The following is a 19,952-nucleotide window of genomic DNA, read 5'->3' as shown; positions in this document are numbered from 1 at the left end:
TAATTTGTTACATTTGAATTGTAATTACCACTTCACACAATTAATTACAACTTTATTAATCGTTTTTCGATTAATGCATTTATAAACACTCCATAGTTATTTTGGATTTCAATTGATGGAATCCATGAATTGATGATATTATTTTTTCAGAGTTTTTCTGAAGAATACAAGTATATTGATTGTGGAGTGGTCAATATTTGCTTGAAAGTAATGAGCTACAAGCATTTTAAGGGATTGGTTTGTTGTTTTTACCATCCGCCGTTTAAATAGTGTTTAGCTAGCACCATTGAATCTTTAAAATGCTTAGTTCATTACTATAAGTCCTATTTCACTTCACATAACTTATTAATAACTTATTTTTTGTTCTTAATGAATGAAAATTAATAACGGTGAAGGTCATCGGGGTGAATATTAACAATTAAATCTAGAAGTTATGTCTAAAACTTATAAGAACATTAACACTGGAACTACTTTTACTAATAATGGTCATAACACTATTATAAAAAAAGTAGGTGAGTCTCGAAAAATAGTAGAGACTCAGTGGGCTAACAGAAACAAAAATCTATAGTATTGGTTATACGTTAGTTTGAATCAAAAAAACTGAATTTTGAAGGTTAGAGAGCAAAATCAGTGAACTTATCCTAAACTGCGCACTTTGGAATAAGTTTTTAAAAGACCATCTACTGGACGCGGAAGATGTGTCTTTATTAATCTCACAATTTAAATCACAAGACATTAAGTATTCATATGCTTGGGGTAATGGCATATTTCCCCAACAGGGACTCTTGTGTCTAAAAACAAGTAAAATGGTAGAACAAAATGATCATTTAGATAGAGTACTCTGGTCATGGACTAATGAAGATTTCTTTCAAGTTAGGGATGCCTCAAATGGCATATTTGTTAGTGGTGGTTTGGGTTCAGGTAAAACTTCGGCGGTTGGAAATCTTATCGCAGGACATTATATGCTAAATGGATTTGGTTTTTTGGTACTAACAGCTAAAGAAAATGAAAAAGACCTATGGATAAAATATTGCAGGCAATATGGAAGAGAAAAAGACCTAATCGTGTTTTCACCCAATTCAGGACATTACTTCAATTTCTTTGAAGAAGAGTTGTTGCGAAATGATAAGGGTAAAGCTATTGCCCACAACATTGCTGATGTTCTTATGAATGTAATAAAATCTGGTGCAAGAGACAGTCAAGAAAGCGATAAGGCTTTTTGGGATTCGACCTTGCAACAACTAATTGTCAATGCTGTAGACTTATGTTTGTTGACACAAAATAGAAAGTTTGAGCATGTTTATAAAATTATCCAGTCAGCACCAAGAAACAACCAAGAAATCCATAATGAAAAATGGCGGGTCTCAAGCAAATGTTTTCGTTTGATTGAGCATACTGCTTTTCATTTGGATAAAGCCGACGATACACCGGAAAATATAAAGCTCAAAAGAAGATTACAGAATATAGAAGATTTCTTTTTGGAAAGCTGGATAAATCTTTCAGAGAAAACGAGAAGTATTGTGGAACAAATGTTCTTTGGGTTTGGTGATCGATTTATGAGAGAGCCTTTAAGAGAATTGTTTTCAGGTGAAACTACTGTAAGACCCGATGATACCTTTAAAGGAAAAATCATCATCATTGATTTACCAGTACTTGTCTACGATAAGACAGGTCGTGATGCTCAGGTGCTTTGGAAATACCTTTGGCAACGTACCATACAGCGTAGAAAAATCAGCAACAACAGTAGACCAGTTTGTCTTTGGGTAGATGAATTCCAAAACTTTATCAATCCCGACTATGACATCCAATTTCAGTCCATAGCGAGGGAGTATAGGGCTTGTACGGTTTATATTACTCAAAACCTACCTAATTTTTATCTAAATGCGGGTGGTGGTGAAATCGGTAAAACAAGGTTCAAGGCTCTTGCTGGTAACTTGGGGACAAAGTTTTTCTTGGCCAATTCCGACCCAGAAACGAATGAATATGCCTCTGAGTTAATCGGAAAGAATTGGCAATGGACAAACAATGAGGGGCAGACTTTTGGCGAGAAAAATAGTAGTAGCCAAGGGAAGTCAGAGATATTGACCAATATCGTTGAGCCTTCAGATTTCACAAGATTAAAAACTGGAGGATCTGAAAATGACTTTATGGTTCAAGCCTATGTCCATAGACAGGGCAAGACCTTTAAATATTACAGGCAATACCAAAATGGCGAATTAGAAGTCATTGAGGAAAGCCACAAATTAACCCATTTAAAACAAAACGTATTATGAGACGAGAAAGACAAGAATTCCAGCCCCGAAGAGGAAAACAAACAATTTTTAGAATTATTACGGCAGGACGTGCAAGCGCTCTTTACCAAATGGGAACTGACTTGATTTTTATCATTAGCTCATATCCAAGCTATATCGTAGAAGTTTTTATGCGCAAGCATTTTGGGGAACGCTATTTTTCATTTTCGGTTGCTGTCATCATTTCACTTACTATGCTTTATCCTTTTATATTTTTAGGCAATAGGGTTCGAGGGGCATTAGGGATATCGTGGTTACTTTTTACCTTATTATTTCTCTATAAATCAATTCGTCATCGAATGGAGTATAAGCGATTCAGTATGACTTATAACTTCGATAGGTTTAGCTATGCCGATGGTGAAATATTTGATTTTTGGTATGACCTGATTGGAACAAAGCTATTAGGTTTGACCGTTACCAGATACCGTATCTTGGTACTTTTTGAGCCTGCAATCCCTGTTTTAATCGGATTGCTCTTGATGTTAGTGAAATTTACGAGACCTATAGGAATTTTGATATTCTTCAGTGGATTATTGTTTGGCTATAGAAACACTATGAAAGCTTATGCAGCTCGAAGCTATGTCCTTGATGCTATTGATGAACAGATTGTTTCAAAATGGAAATACGATGTCATTATGGAAGAAAAACCAAAGTCACAAACAGGTGGTCTTTCCTTTCCAATTGAACTGCCTAAAAGCAATGATATAAGGCAAAACCTCATTGATAATGTGGATGAGAAAAACCAATTAGATATTTGGGCAAATGAATAGATTTAACAGGGGTGGCAATGGTCACTATCCAACATCACCTTATTTACGAAACGGACTTGGAATTCGATATAGTCATTCAAGTCCTTACGTGTGGTTTCACCCAAATCATGGCGTCTTAAAGCAGACCTTATATTCAGCTCAGAGAGGACGGATATATAAAGAGGTGGAGTGTAACCAAGACCATTTACAAGCAAATTACGGGCTTGGACCTCATAATCCAAGTCCTTTTCCCTGTATGCTTTTAGCTTGTCCTTACATATAGGAAGCCCAAAGGAATTAGTCATCGTTACACCTCTTGTTAAAAAGAAGTGTAACACAAAACGAAAAGAAATGACACAAAAACTAGATGACCTGGAGTTGGAATATATCCAAGAACTAGCAAAGAGCAGTCAAGAAATACAAGATTTAATAAAGGAAAAGCAAAAAGCTATTGATGATTTAGACAGGAGCAAGCAGATTTCCTTTAAAAAGTATGAGCCAGCACCTTATCCAAAGGGTGACATCCGCATCATTAAAATGCATACAAAATCACTGAAAACCGATAAGCAAATTGAAAGAGAAACCTCTGAGGTCAAGAATGATTATAACAATAAGATAAAACAAGCCCTAGAAGAAAAAGCCTTTAAAGGAGACCAAGACTACATCTATCCAGTTATCAAGAAAATGAACAAAGAAGACACAGCTATTCTTCTTGAACGAGGTAGACAAGCCTATAAGGAAAAAATACTTGAATCATCTCTCACCTTAAATTTGGACGATATAGATGACCAATACCAATCTTTGTATTTGAGTTTTGAAGAAAATGAAAAAGATATCGATAAATCACCATCGCCAAGCGATGATTATGAATGATTAATTATGCAAGTAGTTTGTTTAGAAGAAAAAGCGTTTTATGCTTTATTTGATAAGGTTGTTACCTATCTTGACGAAAAGCAAAAGGAAGAACCCCTTCAATGGATAGATGGCGAACAGGCTATGGCAATGCTTAACATCACATCCAAGACAACACTTCAAAAACTAAGAGATGAGGGCAGAATACGTTTTTCCCAACCGCAAAAACGTATCATCCTTTATGACCGCTATTCCCTACTTGATTACTTAGAGCAACACGCCAAAGAACCTTTTTAATGATGGAAGAACAACATAGGATAGATAAGGACTATAAGGAAGCCTTTAACCAAGGCTATACCTTGTCAAAGGAATTAGGATTGAAACCAGACATTTTGGACGGACTAAAAGCTGGAAAGCATCGCATAAGAGCAATGAAAGATGGTATGTCACAATACCAAGAGGAAATAATCTTAAGCAAAACTAAAGATCAGAATAAAGACAGTATTCCCTCATTGGATATTGATAGTATTGACAATTTTTATATTGACTTTAAGGAGCAGGACAAAAACCTAAATAAAGATATTGATATGGACTATTAAGTACTGAAAATAAAATAGCCTATCATTGATAGGCTATTTTTATAAAGCTTTGACTTTGAGGTTATTGCTTAACTATCTTTTTAACTATTGAGCTTTCACCTTTTGAAATCTCGATAAAATAGATTCCAGAAACCAATCTTTCCAAATTGATTTTATTGTCAGTTATGGGTATATAACTAATAAGCTTTCCATCTAATGAAAAGATTTTGATTTTGTCTATCTGTCCATTAGTAACATCTATATTAAGTTCAGTTGTAACTGGATTAGGATATAACTTTATATTCTCTTCTGAAAATTCAGAAATACTTAGACCAGAACAATCAAGTCCTCCATCTGTAATAGTCCACCCTAATACATTGATGAGTGTATTTCGTGCGGTCTCACTATTACAATAATTACTATTGCCACCATGAAACGAAACATTATTTTGTAATTGAAGATTCACCCAAGCATTAAGGATAGCATCATAATTTTCGGTTGATAGTGTCAAGCCTTGAAACATAAACGCCATATCGTTTACATTGCTTACATCCCAACTGCTCAAATCTTGGTCAAGTGAGGTTTGCGTAAACATTTGACGCATTGACATTACATTGCTCACGTTCCAATTATTTAACGGTTGGTTGAATTGGTCCGCATTATTGAACATTCGTTCCATATCTACCACGTTAACAACATCCCAAGAATTTAGAGGTTGATTAAAAACGTCTGCATGAAAGAACATGTTATACATATCCGTCACATTACTCACATTCCAACTGTTTATTGGTGAATTAAATAAGTTTGCCTCTCTAAACATACTTGTCATGTCTGTAACATTACCAACATCCCAATTGTTAATATTTTGATTAAATGCTTCAGTAAAATTAAACATGAATGACATGTCCTCAACGGCACTTACATCCCACATATCTAATGGCTGATTGAACATATCGTTAAATTGAAACATACCTCTCATACTTTCAACATTACTAACATTCCAATTATTTAATGGTTGATTATAAACAGAAAAGCTAAAAGTAAAATTCATAAAACGTACATTACTAACATCCCAATTATTAATACTTTGATTGAAAGAAGTCGTTTCTACGAATGTGTTGTTCATATTTATGACGTTGCTTAAATCTGGTACATCAGTTGCATTGATAACTAAATTATTTGCGCCAAAAAAGGAAGAAAACAAAGAAGACCAAGCAATACTGCCCCATTGGTCAACTGATAAAAGTTTCTCTTTCATATTAGGATCGTCGTTAATATAAAAGTGTGGAAACTGACCTCTTATTCTAACGGTGTAGGTTCCTGCTGTTCCATAGTCATGTTGAGCATTCCCTGTTTTTCCAAATTCATCAAAAACACCATCATTATCCCAATCAATATCATAGTTATAAACGCCTGTGAAAGTTGGAATTCTAATCACCGTATCTGGTAGTAAGCCAGGATTATCAGTTTTCCAAGTGGTCACAAAATCACCAGTTGATATCTGAGCTTTAGTGAGATTAGTAGTAAATAAAGTAATCAATAGAAGTAGGTAGAAGTTCTTTGTTATATTGAGTTTTGTTAAATAGCTTTTCATTGTATATAGATTTTAAATGAGTATTACGACTTGATTCAGAATAATGTCGAAAAGTTATGGTGGTCGAATATGCTGAAAAAGGTATACCATCGGCAAAAAAAGAGCGTGGAACTTAGAAGTGTCCCGATATCGTGGTACTGGTATACCAAAGAGTCAAAGACAGCGACTAAGCCCACGCCTTACCGTGGGCATTAGTTCTGACTTATCACTCAACTCTTTAAAAATTACCAGTTTTCGATATCGGTGAAAAGTAAGCTAATGCTTATTTTATATGTTTTACTAAATTATATCTCTGTATATTTTATAGTTTATTATTTGTTGAATCTAATGTAATGATTCCAAAAACCACACCAAAGAAGTTTTTAAACTTTTTATTTTCAAGAGGTAAATGACACTAAATTATCATCAGCAAAGGATGTATAATTCACATCTGTTAGAATAATGTGGTCTAAGATTTTTAAATCTAGATAGTTTGCGCCTTTTACTAATCTCTCCGTTAGACTTATATCTGAGGCACTTGGTTTTAAGTTTCCTGAAGGATGATTGTGTCCTAAAATTATTGAGCATGCACGAGCTTTTAGGGCGGAGGCAAAGACGAGCTTTGCATCGACCAAGGTTCCTGAAACACCACCTTGGGAAATGGGTACAATTCCCATACAGCTATTGTTACGATCAAGTAGTAGTATCTTAAACTCTTCAAAAAGGTTGATGGTCAAATCATTCCAGTTTTCCCTAAAGAGCTTTTCAGCATCTTTAGAGCAAGATACTTTTGGGCGTTCAGAAGCTTTTACCTTGCGCTTATAGTTAAGGGATATTTCACTAATATTGGTTTTGAATTTTTCTGTCATAAAATATCAATAACAGAAATCACATTTTTTTTTACGCACAGAACGATTATTTTCTATATATTTAGACTACATTATCCCTAAGAATTTAATAGCAACTAATATTTTTTAAATCTTATCGTTTATGCCATAAGGCTTTAAACTAAATCTATTATTAGCTATGAAAAGAATCTATTCTGTTTTAATCGTCGAAGATCATCAAATTAATATTGATAGTTATAAGAGGGCTTTAGATGTAGTTGCAAATGAAGTACCTAATACTAAATTTATAATTGCAGAGGCTAAGAATTGCGATGAAGCTTTTGATAAAATAAAATCACAGAATAAACTTAAAGGTTTTGACTTGGCTGTTTTAGATATAAGTCTTCCATCTAGCCAAAAATATGATATTTTAAACGGTGAAGTTTTAGGACAAAAAATTAAAGAAAAGTTTCCTAGATGCAAGGTGTTAGTTTGTACAAGTTATAATGATAATTATAGATTAAATAATATTCTTCGTTCCTTAAATCCAGAAGTCTTTTTAATTAAGCTCGATATAGATTTCTCAGATTTAATAATTGCTTTCAAAGAGATTATTAATGACGGTTCTTACTACAGTAGAACTATTCTTAATTTGATGAGAAAGAAAGCCAATAGTAATTTTATTTTAGATGAATTAGACATACAAATTCTTTATGAAATTTCAAATGGTGCAAGAATGAAAGAGTTGAAAGACCTTGTGCCACTATCTAAAACAGGTATTGAAAAAAGAAAAAGAAAAATCAGAACATATTTTAATATTACTGATGAGAATGATCGTGAACTTGTTCTAACTGCTAAAGAGAAAGGGTTTATTTAGGTTTTTCTATTAGTGTTCATTATACTCACTATTTGTGAGCATATTAGCTTTGTTAACGAGTATTAGATTAATACCTTACATCCTACAATTTTTTTTCAAAAAAGTAAAAAAAATCACTAAAGATACTTCCAATCTTCTTTAGGATTAATTCTTTAATCATAAACTGATTATGGGCATTCTTTTGAATTTTATTATTTAATATGTTTAAAGCACTGACTTACTTATGATTGATAATTGTGTAAACGCTACGAAACAGCTATTAACTTTGCTTAATATTAAATCCACTTCAAATTATCTAAAAGATTGCATTCTTTCTCATACAGATCATCCTAGTTTACTCTCTATATCAGATACTTTAGAGAAGTATCAAATTGAAAACTTAGCAGTAAAGATTGATATCAATAAGCTTAAAGTGATGCCAATGCCTTGTATTATTCAAGTAGATGTCAATAATGAATCTTTATTCTATGTGCTTAAAAATATAGGAGATGAGACTGTATCATATTACGATAATAATAACAAAAAAGTGACAGTGCCTATTAATTTTTTTTTAAAGATATGGTCTGGTATTTGTTTGTTAGTAGAAACGACAGAGCAATCTAGAGAAAATGGAATTGAAAAAAAATTAGTAAAAAAAAGAAAACAAAATGTTTTAAAAGGAAGTATAGCTACTCTACTGGCGAGCTATTTTATTATTAATCTTTTAATAACAAAAAATATTACTGATATATCATCAGCTTTTTACATTATTGCTTATACTGTTTTAAAATGTATTGGGTTGACTACAGGCGTTTTTTTATTATGGTTTGAAATCGATAAATATAATCCTGCATTACAAAACTTTTGTTCAGGAAGTAACAAGAAAATAAATTGTAATGCGGTATTAGATTCTAAATATGCTATGTTATTTAATGGCAATCTTACACTAAGCCTTTTAAGTTTTTCATATTTTTTCGGATCATTATTTTATTTGTTAGTATTTGGTTTTCAAGCTACTTCTCTTTCTGTATTAGGAATATTTAGTCTTGCTTGTTTACCAGTCATACTAATTTCAATCTATTTTCAGGCTTTAGTCATAAAGCAGTGGTGTAAATTTTGCATTATTATTCAAGCCGTTCTGGTTTCTGAAATTTTTATTACGCTTTTTAGTAAATTTTATAAAAACCCTATAGACTATAAAGTCCTTCCATTATTATTGGCATTATTATTAATTCCTGTATTAATTTGGACAGAGCTTAAACCGCTGCTTAAACAAGAGAAAAAAACGAATGTTTACCGAAGAGATCTTAAAAAAATCAAAAATAATCCAACGGTATTGGAAAGTTTATTAAAAAAATCCAGAAAAATAAAAACATCTACTGAAGGCTTGGGGATTACAATAAGCAATAATAATTCAGCTAAATATAATATTGTTAAAGTGTGTAATCCTTATTGTCGCCCATGTGCAGAAGCTCATCCCATTTTAGAAGCATTAGTTGATAAAGGGAGTGTTAATTTACAAATGTTGTTTACGGCAAGAGCAGATAACAATGATATTAAGGCAAAACCTGTAAGTCACTTTTTAGCTATTGCTAAACAAGGTGATAAAGAGAAAACAAGACATGCACTAGATGATTGGTATCAAACAAAACATAAGGATTATGATTTGTTTGCGAATAAATATCCCGTAAACGGAGAGCTTAATAAACAAAATAATAAAATTCAAGATATGAGGGAATGGTGTGATGCTGAAAATATAACACATACTCCGACTATTTTTATAAATGGATATGAATTGCCTAAAGAATATGGAGTTGATGATTTAGAAGAGGTTTTAATTTAACAAACTAAGAACAATATTCTGTTCAAAAACAATACCCTTTCGCGAAGGACAGACATAAACCTTGAGTGTCTTTAACTGATCAAGGCAAATATTTTAATATAAATTTTTTATTATGAAAAACTTAAATTTAAAAAACTTAAATTTAGAAGAAGGAAATGTTCTTCAACGAAATCAATTAAAAACTGTAGTTGGAGGAGGTTCGAGTGTTTGTGCAACAGGAAGAACAGTTCATTTTACGTGGTCTTGTCCTGACGGTAGTGCATCAGGGAGTGCAGTAACATGCCCAGAATTTCTTCAAGCATATAACGATATGTTGAACGACTTTTGTGGTTTATAAGCACTAATCATTAATCTTGATTATGGATAACCTGTATTAAATTATAAGTAATACGGGTTATCCTATCTATTAGAAAAAACAATAAATTAAAATGAAAAAAGTATCAATTTTTATTTTTCTATTAATATTTCAACTAAGTCTTTTAGCTCAAGAAAAGGTAAGTGGAGTAGTAAATTATGGTCAGAAGCAGAGTTTTGGAATGGGTGCGCCAATAGGAATTGATTATAACGCAGAGCTTGTTTTTGATTTTGAAAGCTCTACTTATACAGTTTCAAAAGATTCTTTAGAAGGAGGGCATGTGAAAAAGATGGAATTAATTAATAAGAATGATGAACATGCTTTTTTTGTTCCAAAAGCAACAACGCAAGATGGGTTTTTGTACAATATAAATTTAGAAACAGGTTTTATCAAGAGTAGAGATGTTGGATTTAACTACGTTAAAGATTCCATACCTAAAATAAAATGGAAGATACTGAAAGAAACAAAAGAAATAGGAAGCTTTGTCTGTGTCAAAGCAATTTGCAATTTTAGAGGACGAGATTATACTGCTTGGTTTAGCCTAGATATACCTTTGCCTTATGGACCATGGAAGTTGCAAGGCTTACCAGGACTTATTCTTGAAGCTTATGATACTGACAAAGAGATCTTTTTTTATTTTAAATCTATTGAATATCCGAGTGCAGGAAAACGTAAAATAATCGTTCCTAATCCTAAAACTAATATTGACATGGAAAGAGGAAAGCCAACTTTAGAAAGAGAATGGATATCATTTCAAGAATTTAGAAAAGAAATGCTAAAAAGACATGCTGCTAGTACAAAAATGGGAAAAGTTTTTATGGCGCAAATGGAGAATGTACATAAAGCTGAAAATAAGAACCCAATGAAAAATTTTTATATCGAAATCTTTGATGAAGAATAGATGCCTACTTTTTATAATATCATTTGCTTTTTTTTACTGTAATTCTCAAGATTTATTAGTCTCAGGTAAAATAATAAATGAAGAAACTCTCGTTTTGTCTAACATTAGTATTGTTTTTTATATAAACCAAAATATCGCAGAATACACTTATTCAAATGAAAAAGGGATGTACAATGTTAATGTAAGTAATTTAAAAAATCTTGATACTCTAAAAATAGTAGCTAATGGCTTAGGTTATAAAAGCAATATAAAAGAAATAATCTATAAAGGACAAAGAGAGTTAACTAACAACATTACATTAGAAGAGAAGCCAGAGGCTTTAAAAGAGGTTGTGTTAGAGGCTTGGGAAAAAATAAAAGTTAGTAAAGACACTGTGACTTTTAGAGCATCTAAGTTTACTGATGGATCTGTTGAAGTGGTTGAAGATTTATTAAAAAAAATTCCAGGTGTTGAGGTGCTAAAAAATGGGGAAATTGAAGTTAATGGTAAACCTATTGATAAACTTTTAATTGAAGGTGATGACCTCTTTGATGATAAATACAAAATATTATCAAAGAATTTAGATGCAAATAATATTTCCAAAGTACAAGTATTAAATAATTTTGAAGATAACCCTGTTCTAAAGAGTTTTCAAGAATCTGAAAAAGTAGCATTAAACTTAATGTTAAAAGAGGATAAAAAAAATGTTTGGTTTGGAAATATAAATATTGGACTAGGAACAAACGAACGGTATGAAGGTTCAGCTAATCTTGGGTTGTTAAAAAAGAAAGTGAAATTTTTTAATTTCACAAATATCAATAATACTAGAAAATTGGCTATACCCCAAGTAAGAAGTAATTCCACAATAACCATCTCTAAATATCAAGCTGAAAAAAAAATTGAAAAGAACAATAACACCATTGTTAATATAGATAATTTAACGAACACTAATTTTTCTGATAATGAAGATGTATTCAATAACTCTTTTCTAAATTCATTGAGTTTTGTTACCAATCTTTCTGAAAATACTAAGCTCAGAAGTTTAAGTTATTATTCGTCTGATATAATAGATAAACAAAATTCTAGTTTTGTCGAATATTTTGTTTCGCCAGAACCTATTGAATATTCTGAAGAGAATAATATTAACATTAAAGACATAATATTTGCTACAGAATTAGAAATTAAACATTATAATAATAAAACGTATTATAAGTATGATTTTTCATTTGAAAACAATTCTACATTGAAAGATGGGAACTTAATTTTTAATGAAAATGTAATTAATCAAGAACAAGAAGATAATAAACATAATTTTTTCAATCATCTTAATGTTACAAAAAAACTTTCAGAAAACAACTTGTTATTGGTTTATTTGTACCATGGACAGAATAACACTAAACAAAATCTTACTATCCATCCAAATATATTTAATCAACAATTCGAAGAAGAAGACACACAATCATTAGTGCAACAAAATTCAAATTCTCCATTAAGATATACTGGAATATCAACAGAGTTAATTACAAAACTCAAAAAATCTGAATTTGGTTTAGAGATATTTGGAAATTATGATCACGACAAAATTAATTCTACATTTTTAGTTAATAATCAAGTTTCAGTTGATTCTCTTGCTAACGATACGGATTATAAAAAAACAAATTTAAGTGCACGAGTAAGATACAAATATGATTTTTCTGATAAATTCAAATTAAGATCATCTCTTGTAATTTCTCAAAATTACACAAATCTTAATAACAGAAAAGAAGATTTTTTTTTCGTTAACCCAGCAATATCCTTCACCTATAAAAAAAAACAATCTGTACTCGGACTTAATTATAGTTTTACAAATAATATACCTGAGATTTCTTATTTAAATGAAAATTATATTCTTAAAAATTATAGAACATTTTCAAGAGGCTTAGATTTCATTGAACCTTTTAAAAGTCATAATATTGGATTTAGGTATGTTTATAAAAATTATAAAAAAATATTTCTGATCAATTCCTACCTCTTCTATAACTTCACAAACAGGAACTATGGAACTGAAAATTTTATAACTGAAAACTCTAATTTTATTGATTATAAAATTTTAGATGGAGGAAGTTTACTTGGCTATAATATAAGCATTACAAAGTATTTAAGTTCTTTACCTTTTTTAATCAAATTCAGTACAAATCAGTTGTGGAGTAATAATGATGTGCTAATCAATAATGAATTTGGTATCACAAAAAATTATAATGCCAACTATCAATTCAAGTGTACAACGTATTTAGACATCCCCTTAGATTTTGATTTAAGTTTTAAGTATAATTATTCTAAAGGACAATTCAGTGATCAAGAAAACTCTTTTGATTATTTAGAAGCTTCATTAAATTCGATTTTAGAATTATCAGAGAAATGGAAAATACAAATTACCAATGATTTTTATTATATAAATAAGAATAATTTTTTATTCACTAATATGAAAATAAACTTTAGCCCTAATGGAAATAGGTGGTCGTATCAATTACAAGGGAGTAACTTGTCTAACATAAAGGATCTAACTAATATTAATATTTCTGAAAACCAAAAGCGAAGCTCAAGTTTTAGAATTGTACCGAGATATATTCTATTAAATTTAAAATATAGATTTTGAGAAAACCTTTTCCTTTCTACAAACAACCTGATTCTAAAGATTGTGGTGCAACGTGTTTAAAAATAATAGCAAAATATTATAAAAAGATAATTTCTATAGAACAACTTCGTAGGTTAAGTGAAACTACACGTTCAGGAAGTAATTTATTGGCTTTAAGTGATGCTTCAGAAGAAGTAGGCTTTAGAAGTTTAGGGGTTAAAATTAACTTAGAAAAGTTAAAAGAAGTTCCCTTGCCTTGCATTTTGCATTGGAACAAAAACCATTATGTTGTGTTATATAAAATAAGAAACAGAACTTATTATTTTTCAGACCCAGCACATGGATTATTAAAATACAATAAAGAAGAGTTTTTAAAACATTGGATTGGTAATAACGCTACAGATCAAACAGAAGAGGGTATAGCCTTATTATTAGAACCTACAGCGAAATTCTATAATTCTAATTTTGATAAAAGCAAACATGACTTTGGATTTAAATTTTTATCAAAATATTTATTTAAATATAAAAAGTTTCTATGGCAGCTGGTCATAGGTTTAATAGCAGCCAGCATACTACAGCTCATTTTTCCCTTTTTAACTCAAAGTATTGTTGATGTCGGAATTAAAAATCAAGATATACATTTTATTTACTTGATACTATTTGCACAATTAGCATTGTTTGTAGGTAGAACTGCAATAGAGGTTATACGCAGTTGGATATTATTGCATTTAAGTACACGTATAAATATTTCTTTGGTTTCTGATTTTTTTATCAAGTTGATGAAACTGCCAATTGCATTTTTTGATACAAGGATGACAGGAGATATTCTTCAACGAATTAATGATCATCGACGTATAGAGCGTATTTTAACGACATCATCATTGAATGTTTTATTTTCATTGGTGAATCTTATCGTTTTTAGTTTAGTATTGGCATACTACAATTTATTGCTTTTTGGGATTTTTTTATTAGGTAGTTTTTTTTACTTTCTATGGATAATTGTCTTTTTAAAAAAACGTAAAGATTTAGATTACAAGCGTTTTTCAGTAGTGAGTGAAGAACAAAGTAAAGTCATTGAGCTTATCAATGGGATGCAAGAAATTAAACTTCATAATTCAGAAAAACAGAAGCGTTGGAATTGGGAGTTTTTACAAGCACGTTTGTTTAAAGTGTCTATTGAAGCTTTGGGATTAGAGCAATATCAAAGTGTAGGCTCTAGTTTTATAAATGAGTTAAAAAATATTCTTATTACGGTATTATCAGCAAAACTGGTTATTGATGGTGAAATTACTTTGGGAATGATGCTTGCTATTAGTTATATAGTCGGTCAATTGAACTCGCCCATATCACAGCTTATTAATTTTATTAGGGAAGTTCAAGATGCCAAAATATCTTTAGATCGTTTGTCAGAAATTCATAATAAGGAAGAGGAAGAACCATTCGGGCAAGAGCGCATTACTGACATCGATATAAATGCAGATATTAATATTACAAATCTTTCATTTCGTTATATAGGATCTGACCAATTAGTACTTCAAGATTTAGATTTGCATATTCCAGCAAATAAAGTTACCGCTATTGTAGGTGTAAGTGGCAGTGGGAAAACCACTTTAATGAAACTCCTCTTAAAGTTTTATGACCCTATTGAAGGACAGATAAATTTGGGGAACTATAACCTGCAACATATTTTGCAAAAAACTTGGCGTAATGAGTGTGGTGTAGTAATGCAAGAAGGTTATATTTTTAATGATACAATTGCTAACAATATAGCAGTTGGTGAAGATTATGTCGATAGAAAAAAGCTTATTCATGCAGTAGATGTTTCTAATATAAAAGAATTTATTGAAACGCTACCATTATCTTATAACACCAAAATAGGGATGGAAGGTGTTGGCTTAAGTACAGGTCAAAAACAGCGTTTATTAATAGCTAGAGCAGTTTATAAAAACCCTAGTTTTTTGTTTTTTGATGAGGCAACATCTGCCTTAGATGCCAATAATGAGAAAGTGATATTGAAAAAGCTTAATGCCTTCTTTAACAACAAAACAGTAGTTGTCATTGCTCATCGTTTAAGTACAGTAAAGAATGCGCATCAAATAGTAGTACTTGATAAGGGGAAAATTGTAGAAACAGGAACACACGAGGTATTAATAAAGAATAAGGGTGAATATTATAAATTGGTTAAAAACCAGTTAGAACTTGGAAATTAGTTTTTAGACAATATGTTAGAAAATAAAGACAAAAAAAAGGATAGTGTTAAAAATCGAAACGATGAACTTCAAGAGAAGCTTGACAATTTAACCGCTAAGTTGTTTGAAAATAATGACAATAATGAAAGTATAGAATCTATTGAACTTAGGAGTGAAGAAGTTCAAGAAATTCTTACTGAAGTACCTCATTGGATGATACGTTGGGGGAATGTTCTGTTTTTATTTCTAATTTTGATGCTATTGTTTGTTTCTTGGTTTGTTAAATATCCTGATATCATTCCTTCTGAAGCAGTTATTACTACGGTTATACCACCTCAAAAAGAGTATGCTAAAATTACAGGAGAAATAGATGCTATTTTAGTTAAGGATAATCAAGAGGTTAGAAAGAATGAGCCTCTTGCAATAATTGAAAATACCGCTAATTATAAAGATGTATATAAATTAAAATCATTAATTGACACAATTCAAGCAAGTAGCAGTAAGCCATTCGAATTCTCAATAGATAGTTTGCCAATTTTATTTTTAGGAGATATAGAATCTCAATTTGCTTTATTTGAAAACAATTATGTTCAATATAAGTTGAATAAAGAATTAGAACCATTTTCTAATGAAGCGTTGGCAAATAGTTACTCTATTTCTGAATTAAATAGACGTTTGCAAAGTTTGAAATCTCAACGAGATATTAATAAAACTGAATTAGAGTTTAAAAAGAAAGATTTAAACAGACAACAAATATTATTTGATAAAGGTGTTATTTCTGCACAAGATTATGAGAACAAGCAACTTGAATTTGCCCAAGCAGAACGTAACTATAAAAATTTCGAAGCATCTATATCTCAAATAAGAGAGGGTATAAGTAATGCGCATAAAACCTCAAAAGGAACAGAAATAAATCGAGTAAAAGAAGAAATGACCTTGCTTAAAAGCGTAATCCAATCATTTAATCAATTAAAAAAAGCGATTAAAGATTGGGAGGATATATACGTTTTAAAATCAAATATTGAAGGTAAAGTGTCTTTTCTTAATTATTGGAATGCTAACCAAACAGTCAATCAAGGTGATTTGGTTTTTACAATTATACCAAGTAAAAACTCGTCTTATATAGCAAAATTAAAAACACCAGCTCAGAATTCAGGAAAGATAAAAATTGGACAATCAGTGAATATAAAATTAGATAATTATCTAGATGCAGAGTTCGGAATTCTAGAGGGTAATGTTAAGAGTGTTTCTGTAATTCCAAACCAAGACGGTTTATATTTAATTGATGTATCACTTCCTGAAAAACTTATCACATCATATAATAAAGAAATAGATTTCAAGCAAGAAATGACTGGTTCAGCAGAAATTATTACTGAAGATTTAAGATTGATAGAGCGGTTTTTTTATCAGCTTAGGGATGTGTTTCAGAGATAAGTTTTAAAAATTAATAACAGAATCTAAGGCCTCATCAGTTTCCTTATGCATAAAATTTTGTTGATAGTTCACTGTGGTCGTAATGGAAGAGTGTCTATATAATTTCTGTAACATTTGAATTGGGATTTTATCTCCCGATAGATTACCAAAAGTATGTCTTGCAATATGCATTGATAACTTTTTATCAATACCCAATTTGTTTGCAACTCTCTCTAACCGTCTATTGATGCTTCTTGTAATTGTATTTTTTCTCGTGGCTAATTTCTTGGGATTTTTAATATCGGATTCCTGTAAAAATGGAAAAATTAAATCATTCTTTTCTTTTGTTATTGTATAGATGTCTAAAATAGCTTTTGCTTTTTCTGGTATAGATAAAGAAACAAGCTTTTCATTCTTATCCATTCGATAATGAAGCCGACCATCTCTAAAGTCAGATTTCCTGAGTTTTATAACATCTCCAATACGAATGCCAGCAAAGTAAAAACTCAAAAGCCAAATATGAACTGCGACTTGTTGGGGAGGAGTGAGGTTTTGGGCTTCCTCTAAAAGCTTGACTTCATCTTTGTTCAATCCTATTTTTTCGCTCTCAGGAAGTTTAATCTGTACTTTATCCTTGCCAAAAGGATAGGATTTAGAGTCAATATCAAATTCCTTAATCGCTAGGTTGTAAATCGTCCTAATCAATATGAGGTAATTAATAGCAGTTCTGGTTGAAACATTTCTCTCGTATAAAAGATGATTTTGAAACTTTTTTAATAGTATGACGTCCAAATCAGAAAAGTGTAGATGACTAGTTCCTAGAAAATCTTTAAAAATACCTAGTCTTCCTTCTTCAGTTCTCAGTTGCCCAATCTTTTTTCTTTTTCTTATGGCCGATAAATGAATTTTTGAAACCTCAAAAAAGTCCATTTTGTCCTTGCCTACAATCTTTTTCTTAATGATGTTGGAGGAAGTGGAATTTTGATTTGTTTGGACATCAAGAGCTACGCTATGCGCTTCACTTAACTTCTTCAAAAGATAGTTGTTTAACCTCTTTGAATTGGGATGTGATTTTTTAGCCAATCCCTCTTTGGAATTCCAATCACTTTCTTTGATATATTCACCTGTAAAGATAAATCTTGATTTTCGATTTTGGGTAATACGAAGAGCTATTGGAAAAGTTCCCTCTTTTTTCTTATAATTCTTTCTGAGTACTATCTTTACAGTTGCCATATTTGCTATGATTTTACTAATATAAAGATACGAATTTTATGTACAACATATGTGCAACAAATGATGTTTTTACATGTTAAATTTTGAATTTATGAAGTTGTATAATTTTATAAAATACTGGAATACAGTTGTTTTAAATCCATTTGAATTCATTTAAGACCATACGTCATAGAACTCATAACCCGAAGGTCACTGGTTCGAGTCCAGTTCCCGCTACAAAATTCAATTCGTTAATAAAATCAACGGTTTAGTTCACTCTAAACCGTTTTTTTTATGTCTACATTAAATGAAATCATTACATTTGAATTAGAAAGTGAACACGATTTTGAACACGAATTAGAGTACAATTTGACACAGAAACCCCAATTTTCTACTCCAAAAATTTACAATGCAAAAGGCGATTTATCCAAGCGTTGGTATGTCTATTATTCTTATCGAAATCCTTTAACCAATAAGCTAGAACGTCAACAAAATATTTATGGACAAGCCAATCAGTTTAAATTTAAAGAAGATAGGTTTTCTCTATTAGCAGTCTATAGAAGACGACTTATAAAATTACTCAAGTCTGGCTATAATCCCTATATTGACAATACAGATTTTTATTACAGTACAAAGGATAATGAAAGTCAGAAGCCACTAACAACTTCTAATTCCACAATAGGACATGCAAACATTGCGACTAGTCCAATTGCCAATACCAGTTCAACACCTATAGCTGAGCCTAAAGCTATTGAGGAATCAAAAATGACCTTACAGCAAGCCTTTGATTTTAGCTTGAAACTAAAGGAAAAAGTTGTAGCAGAACGAACGCTTAAGGATTATACAGGTCGAGCTAAAAAGTTAATTACTTGGGTAAAGAAAAAGCATCCTGAAGTAATGACCATAGACCAATTGAATAAAAAGGTGATTAGCTTATTTCTACATGATGTTTTATCTACAACCAGTCCTAGAAATTATAACAACTTTAGAACTGATTTTAGCAGTTTAATGCAAACATTGGAAGATAATGACATCATTAAATCTAATCCTGTTAAAAAGATAAAAGCATTAAAGACTAACCCGCAACGCAATAAAACCTATTCGTTGGCAAAACAAACGGAAATTTTTGATTATTTAGAAGCCAATGATCCTGTCTTATTATTATTTATAAAGTTTATCTCTTATAACTTTTTACGACCAATAGAAGCGTGTCGCATTAGGATAAAGGATATTAATTTAGAAGAAAACACCATTCAGTTTGTGGCTAAAAACAGTCCTTTAAAGACCAAGCGTATTCCTGAAATATTATTGAAAGATTTACCAGATTTAAGTGGTTTAGATGGGGACTTATTTTTGTTTACTCCAGACAAAATAGGAGGGACTTGGGATACTACCGAAGACAATAAGCGAGATTATTTTTCAAAACGCTATAAAAAGGTTGTTAAAGACCATTTCCAACTAGGTAAAAACTATGGTTTATATAGTTTTAGGCATACCTTTATTACAAAATTATATAGAGCTCTTGTTAAAGATTCATCGCCACATGAAGCTAAAAGTAGATTGATGTTGATTACAGGACATTCTACAATGAGTGCATTGGAAAAATATTTGCGTGATATTGATGCAGCAATTGCTGATGATTATTCACATTTATTATAAAAAGTTATGGAGGAACTATTTATTCAAATACGAGACAATTTAACCAAGGCTTATATATTCT

At 31.0% G+C, this 19,952-nt stretch carries 17 protein-coding genes; 14 read left to right on the top strand and 3 right to left on the bottom strand.

Annotation, left to right across the window (positions count from 1 at the left end):
* The first annotated feature begins 433 nt into the window (after positions 1 to 433).
* The 6 genes from IEW41_RS14605 to IEW41_RS03495 all read left to right on the top strand — a co-directional run bounded on the left by IEW41_RS14605 (position 434) and on the right by IEW41_RS03495 (position 4,491).
* A complete protein-coding gene (locus tag IEW41_RS14605; protein WP_262891368.1) occupies positions 434 to 568 on the top strand; it encodes a hypothetical protein in 135 nt (44 codons plus the stop codon).
* A 238-nt stretch (positions 569 to 806) separates the two neighbouring features.
* Positions 807 to 2,273, top strand: coding sequence for a type IV secretory system conjugative DNA transfer family protein (locus tag IEW41_RS03515; protein WP_188604948.1), 1,467 nt, complete (start codon positions 807 to 809; stop codon positions 2,271 to 2,273).
* Positions 2,270 to 3,061 carry a hypothetical protein gene (locus IEW41_RS03510; protein ID WP_188604947.1) on the top strand — a complete coding sequence of 264 codons (792 nt, stop codon included), beginning with the start codon at positions 2,270 to 2,272 and terminating at the stop codon, positions 3,059 to 3,061. Before IEW41_RS03515 ends, IEW41_RS03510 begins: the two co-directional genes overlap by 4 nt.
* A 330-nt stretch (positions 3,062 to 3,391) precedes the next feature.
* The gene (locus IEW41_RS03505) at positions 3,392 to 3,913 is read left to right on the top strand and encodes a hypothetical protein (protein WP_188604946.1); all 522 of its coding nucleotides are present in this window, start codon (positions 3,392 to 3,394) and stop codon (positions 3,911 to 3,913) included.
* Positions 3,914 to 3,919: 6 nt separating this feature from the next.
* Positions 3,920 to 4,189 carry a helix-turn-helix domain-containing protein gene (locus tag IEW41_RS03500; RefSeq protein ID WP_188604945.1) on the top strand — a complete coding sequence of 90 codons (270 nt, stop codon included), beginning with the start codon at positions 3,920 to 3,922 and terminating at the stop codon, positions 4,187 to 4,189.
* Positions 4,189 to 4,491 carry a hypothetical protein gene (locus IEW41_RS03495; RefSeq protein ID WP_188604944.1) on the top strand — a complete coding sequence of 101 codons (303 nt, stop codon included), beginning with the start codon at positions 4,189 to 4,191 and terminating at the stop codon, positions 4,489 to 4,491. The genes IEW41_RS03500 and IEW41_RS03495 overlap by 1 nt, the downstream gene beginning before the upstream one ends.
* A gap of 61 nt (positions 4,492 to 4,552) precedes the next feature.
* Here IEW41_RS03495 and IEW41_RS03490 read toward each other — a convergent pair whose 3' ends face one another.
* Positions 4,553 to 6,064: a BspA family leucine-rich repeat surface protein gene (locus IEW41_RS03490; RefSeq protein WP_188604943.1), complete on the bottom strand. Its 1,512-nt coding sequence runs from the start codon at positions 6,062 to 6,064 to the stop codon at positions 4,553 to 4,555.
* A gap of 377 nt (positions 6,065 to 6,441) precedes the next feature.
* A complete protein-coding gene (locus tag IEW41_RS03485; protein WP_188604942.1) occupies positions 6,442 to 6,912 on the bottom strand; it encodes a JAB domain-containing protein in 471 nt (156 codons plus the stop codon).
* 157 nt (positions 6,913 to 7,069) lie between these two features.
* On the opposite strand from IEW41_RS03485, the gene IEW41_RS03480 reads away from it, so the two are divergent.
* The 7 genes from IEW41_RS03480 to IEW41_RS03450 all read left to right on the top strand — a co-directional run bounded on the left by IEW41_RS03480 (position 7,070) and on the right by IEW41_RS03450 (position 17,041).
* Positions 7,070 to 7,747, top strand: a complete 678-nt coding sequence (locus tag IEW41_RS03480; RefSeq protein WP_188604941.1) for a response regulator — start codon at positions 7,070 to 7,072, stop codon at positions 7,745 to 7,747.
* 223 nt (positions 7,748 to 7,970) lie between these two features.
* Positions 7,971 to 9,569 (top strand): vitamin K epoxide reductase family protein, encoded by a 1,599-nt coding sequence (locus IEW41_RS03475; RefSeq protein ID WP_188604940.1) that lies wholly within the window; start codon positions 7,971 to 7,973, stop codon positions 9,567 to 9,569.
* Positions 9,570 to 9,681: 112 nt separating this feature from the next.
* Positions 9,682 to 9,906 carry a hypothetical protein gene (locus IEW41_RS03470; protein WP_188604939.1) on the top strand — a complete coding sequence of 75 codons (225 nt, stop codon included), beginning with the start codon at positions 9,682 to 9,684 and terminating at the stop codon, positions 9,904 to 9,906.
* 91 nt (positions 9,907 to 9,997) lie between these two features.
* The gene (locus IEW41_RS03465; RefSeq protein WP_188604938.1) at positions 9,998 to 10,825 is read left to right on the top strand and encodes a GLPGLI family protein; all 828 of its coding nucleotides are present in this window, start codon (positions 9,998 to 10,000) and stop codon (positions 10,823 to 10,825) included.
* A gap of 94 nt (positions 10,826 to 10,919) precedes the next feature.
* The gene (locus IEW41_RS03460) at positions 10,920 to 13,439 is read left to right on the top strand and encodes a TonB-dependent receptor (RefSeq protein ID WP_188604937.1); all 2,520 of its coding nucleotides are present in this window, start codon (positions 10,920 to 10,922) and stop codon (positions 13,437 to 13,439) included.
* Positions 13,433 to 15,628, top strand: a complete 2,196-nt coding sequence (locus IEW41_RS03455) for a peptidase domain-containing ABC transporter (protein WP_373282955.1) — start codon at positions 13,433 to 13,435, stop codon at positions 15,626 to 15,628. Before IEW41_RS03460 ends, IEW41_RS03455 begins: the two co-directional genes overlap by 7 nt.
* Positions 15,629 to 15,640: 12 nt before the next feature.
* Positions 15,641 to 17,041, top strand: a complete 1,401-nt coding sequence (locus IEW41_RS03450; RefSeq protein WP_188604935.1) for an HlyD family secretion protein — start codon at positions 15,641 to 15,643, stop codon at positions 17,039 to 17,041.
* A 3-nt stretch (positions 17,042 to 17,044) separates the two neighbouring features.
* Here the strand turns inward: IEW41_RS03450 and IEW41_RS03445 are convergent, their stop codons facing one another.
* Positions 17,045 to 18,253, bottom strand: a complete 1,209-nt coding sequence (locus tag IEW41_RS03445) for a site-specific integrase (RefSeq protein ID WP_188604934.1) — start codon at positions 18,251 to 18,253, stop codon at positions 17,045 to 17,047.
* A gap of 273 nt (positions 18,254 to 18,526) precedes the next feature.
* On the opposite strand from IEW41_RS03445, the gene IEW41_RS03440 reads away from it, so the two are divergent.
* Positions 18,527 to 19,891 carry a tyrosine-type recombinase/integrase gene (locus tag IEW41_RS03440; protein WP_188604933.1) on the top strand — a complete coding sequence of 455 codons (1,365 nt, stop codon included), beginning with the start codon at positions 18,527 to 18,529 and terminating at the stop codon, positions 19,889 to 19,891.
* Positions 19,892 to 19,952: the final 61 nt, after the last annotated feature.

The organism is Aquaticitalea lipolytica, from assembly GCF_014641635.1.
GTDB classification, from domain to species: Bacteria; Bacteroidota; Bacteroidia; order Flavobacteriales; family Flavobacteriaceae; genus Aquaticitalea; species Aquaticitalea lipolytica.
This window is presented reverse-complemented; position numbering and strand designations above follow the sequence as displayed.

What these genes read in the sequence shown, in the direction of transcription:
- IEW41_RS14605 (WP_262891368.1), top strand. Translation starts at nt 434, where the DNA reads ATGTCTAAAACTTATAAGAACATTAACACTGGAACTACTTTTACTAAT.
- IEW41_RS03515 (WP_188604948.1), top strand. Translation starts at nt 807, where the DNA reads ATGGTAGAACAAAATGATCATTTAGATAGAGTACTCTGGTCATGGACT.
- IEW41_RS03510 (WP_188604947.1), top strand. Translation starts at nt 2,270, where the DNA reads ATGAGACGAGAAAGACAAGAATTCCAGCCCCGAAGAGGAAAACAAACA.
- IEW41_RS03505 (WP_188604946.1), top strand. Translation starts at nt 3,392, where the DNA reads ATGACACAAAAACTAGATGACCTGGAGTTGGAATATATCCAAGAACTA.
- IEW41_RS03500 (WP_188604945.1), top strand. Translation starts at nt 3,920, where the DNA reads ATGCAAGTAGTTTGTTTAGAAGAAAAAGCGTTTTATGCTTTATTTGAT.
- IEW41_RS03495 (WP_188604944.1), top strand. Translation starts at nt 4,189, where the DNA reads ATGATGGAAGAACAACATAGGATAGATAAGGACTATAAGGAAGCCTTT.
- IEW41_RS03490 (WP_188604943.1), bottom strand. Translation starts at nt 6,064, where the DNA reads ATGAAAAGCTATTTAACAAAACTCAATATAACAAAGAACTTCTACCTA.
- IEW41_RS03485 (WP_188604942.1), bottom strand. Translation starts at nt 6,912, where the DNA reads ATGACAGAAAAATTCAAAACCAATATTAGTGAAATATCCCTTAACTAT.
- IEW41_RS03480 (WP_188604941.1), top strand. Translation starts at nt 7,070, where the DNA reads ATGAAAAGAATCTATTCTGTTTTAATCGTCGAAGATCATCAAATTAAT.
- IEW41_RS03475 (WP_188604940.1), top strand. Translation starts at nt 7,971, where the DNA reads ATGATTGATAATTGTGTAAACGCTACGAAACAGCTATTAACTTTGCTT.
- IEW41_RS03470 (WP_188604939.1), top strand. Translation starts at nt 9,682, where the DNA reads ATGAAAAACTTAAATTTAAAAAACTTAAATTTAGAAGAAGGAAATGTT.
- IEW41_RS03465 (WP_188604938.1), top strand. Translation starts at nt 9,998, where the DNA reads ATGAAAAAAGTATCAATTTTTATTTTTCTATTAATATTTCAACTAAGT.
- IEW41_RS03450 (WP_188604935.1), top strand. Translation starts at nt 15,641, where the DNA reads ATGTTAGAAAATAAAGACAAAAAAAAGGATAGTGTTAAAAATCGAAAC.
- IEW41_RS03445 (WP_188604934.1), bottom strand. Translation starts at nt 18,253, where the DNA reads ATGGCAACTGTAAAGATAGTACTCAGAAAGAATTATAAGAAAAAAGAG.
- IEW41_RS03440 (WP_188604933.1), top strand. Translation starts at nt 18,527, where the DNA reads ATGTCTACATTAAATGAAATCATTACATTTGAATTAGAAAGTGAACAC.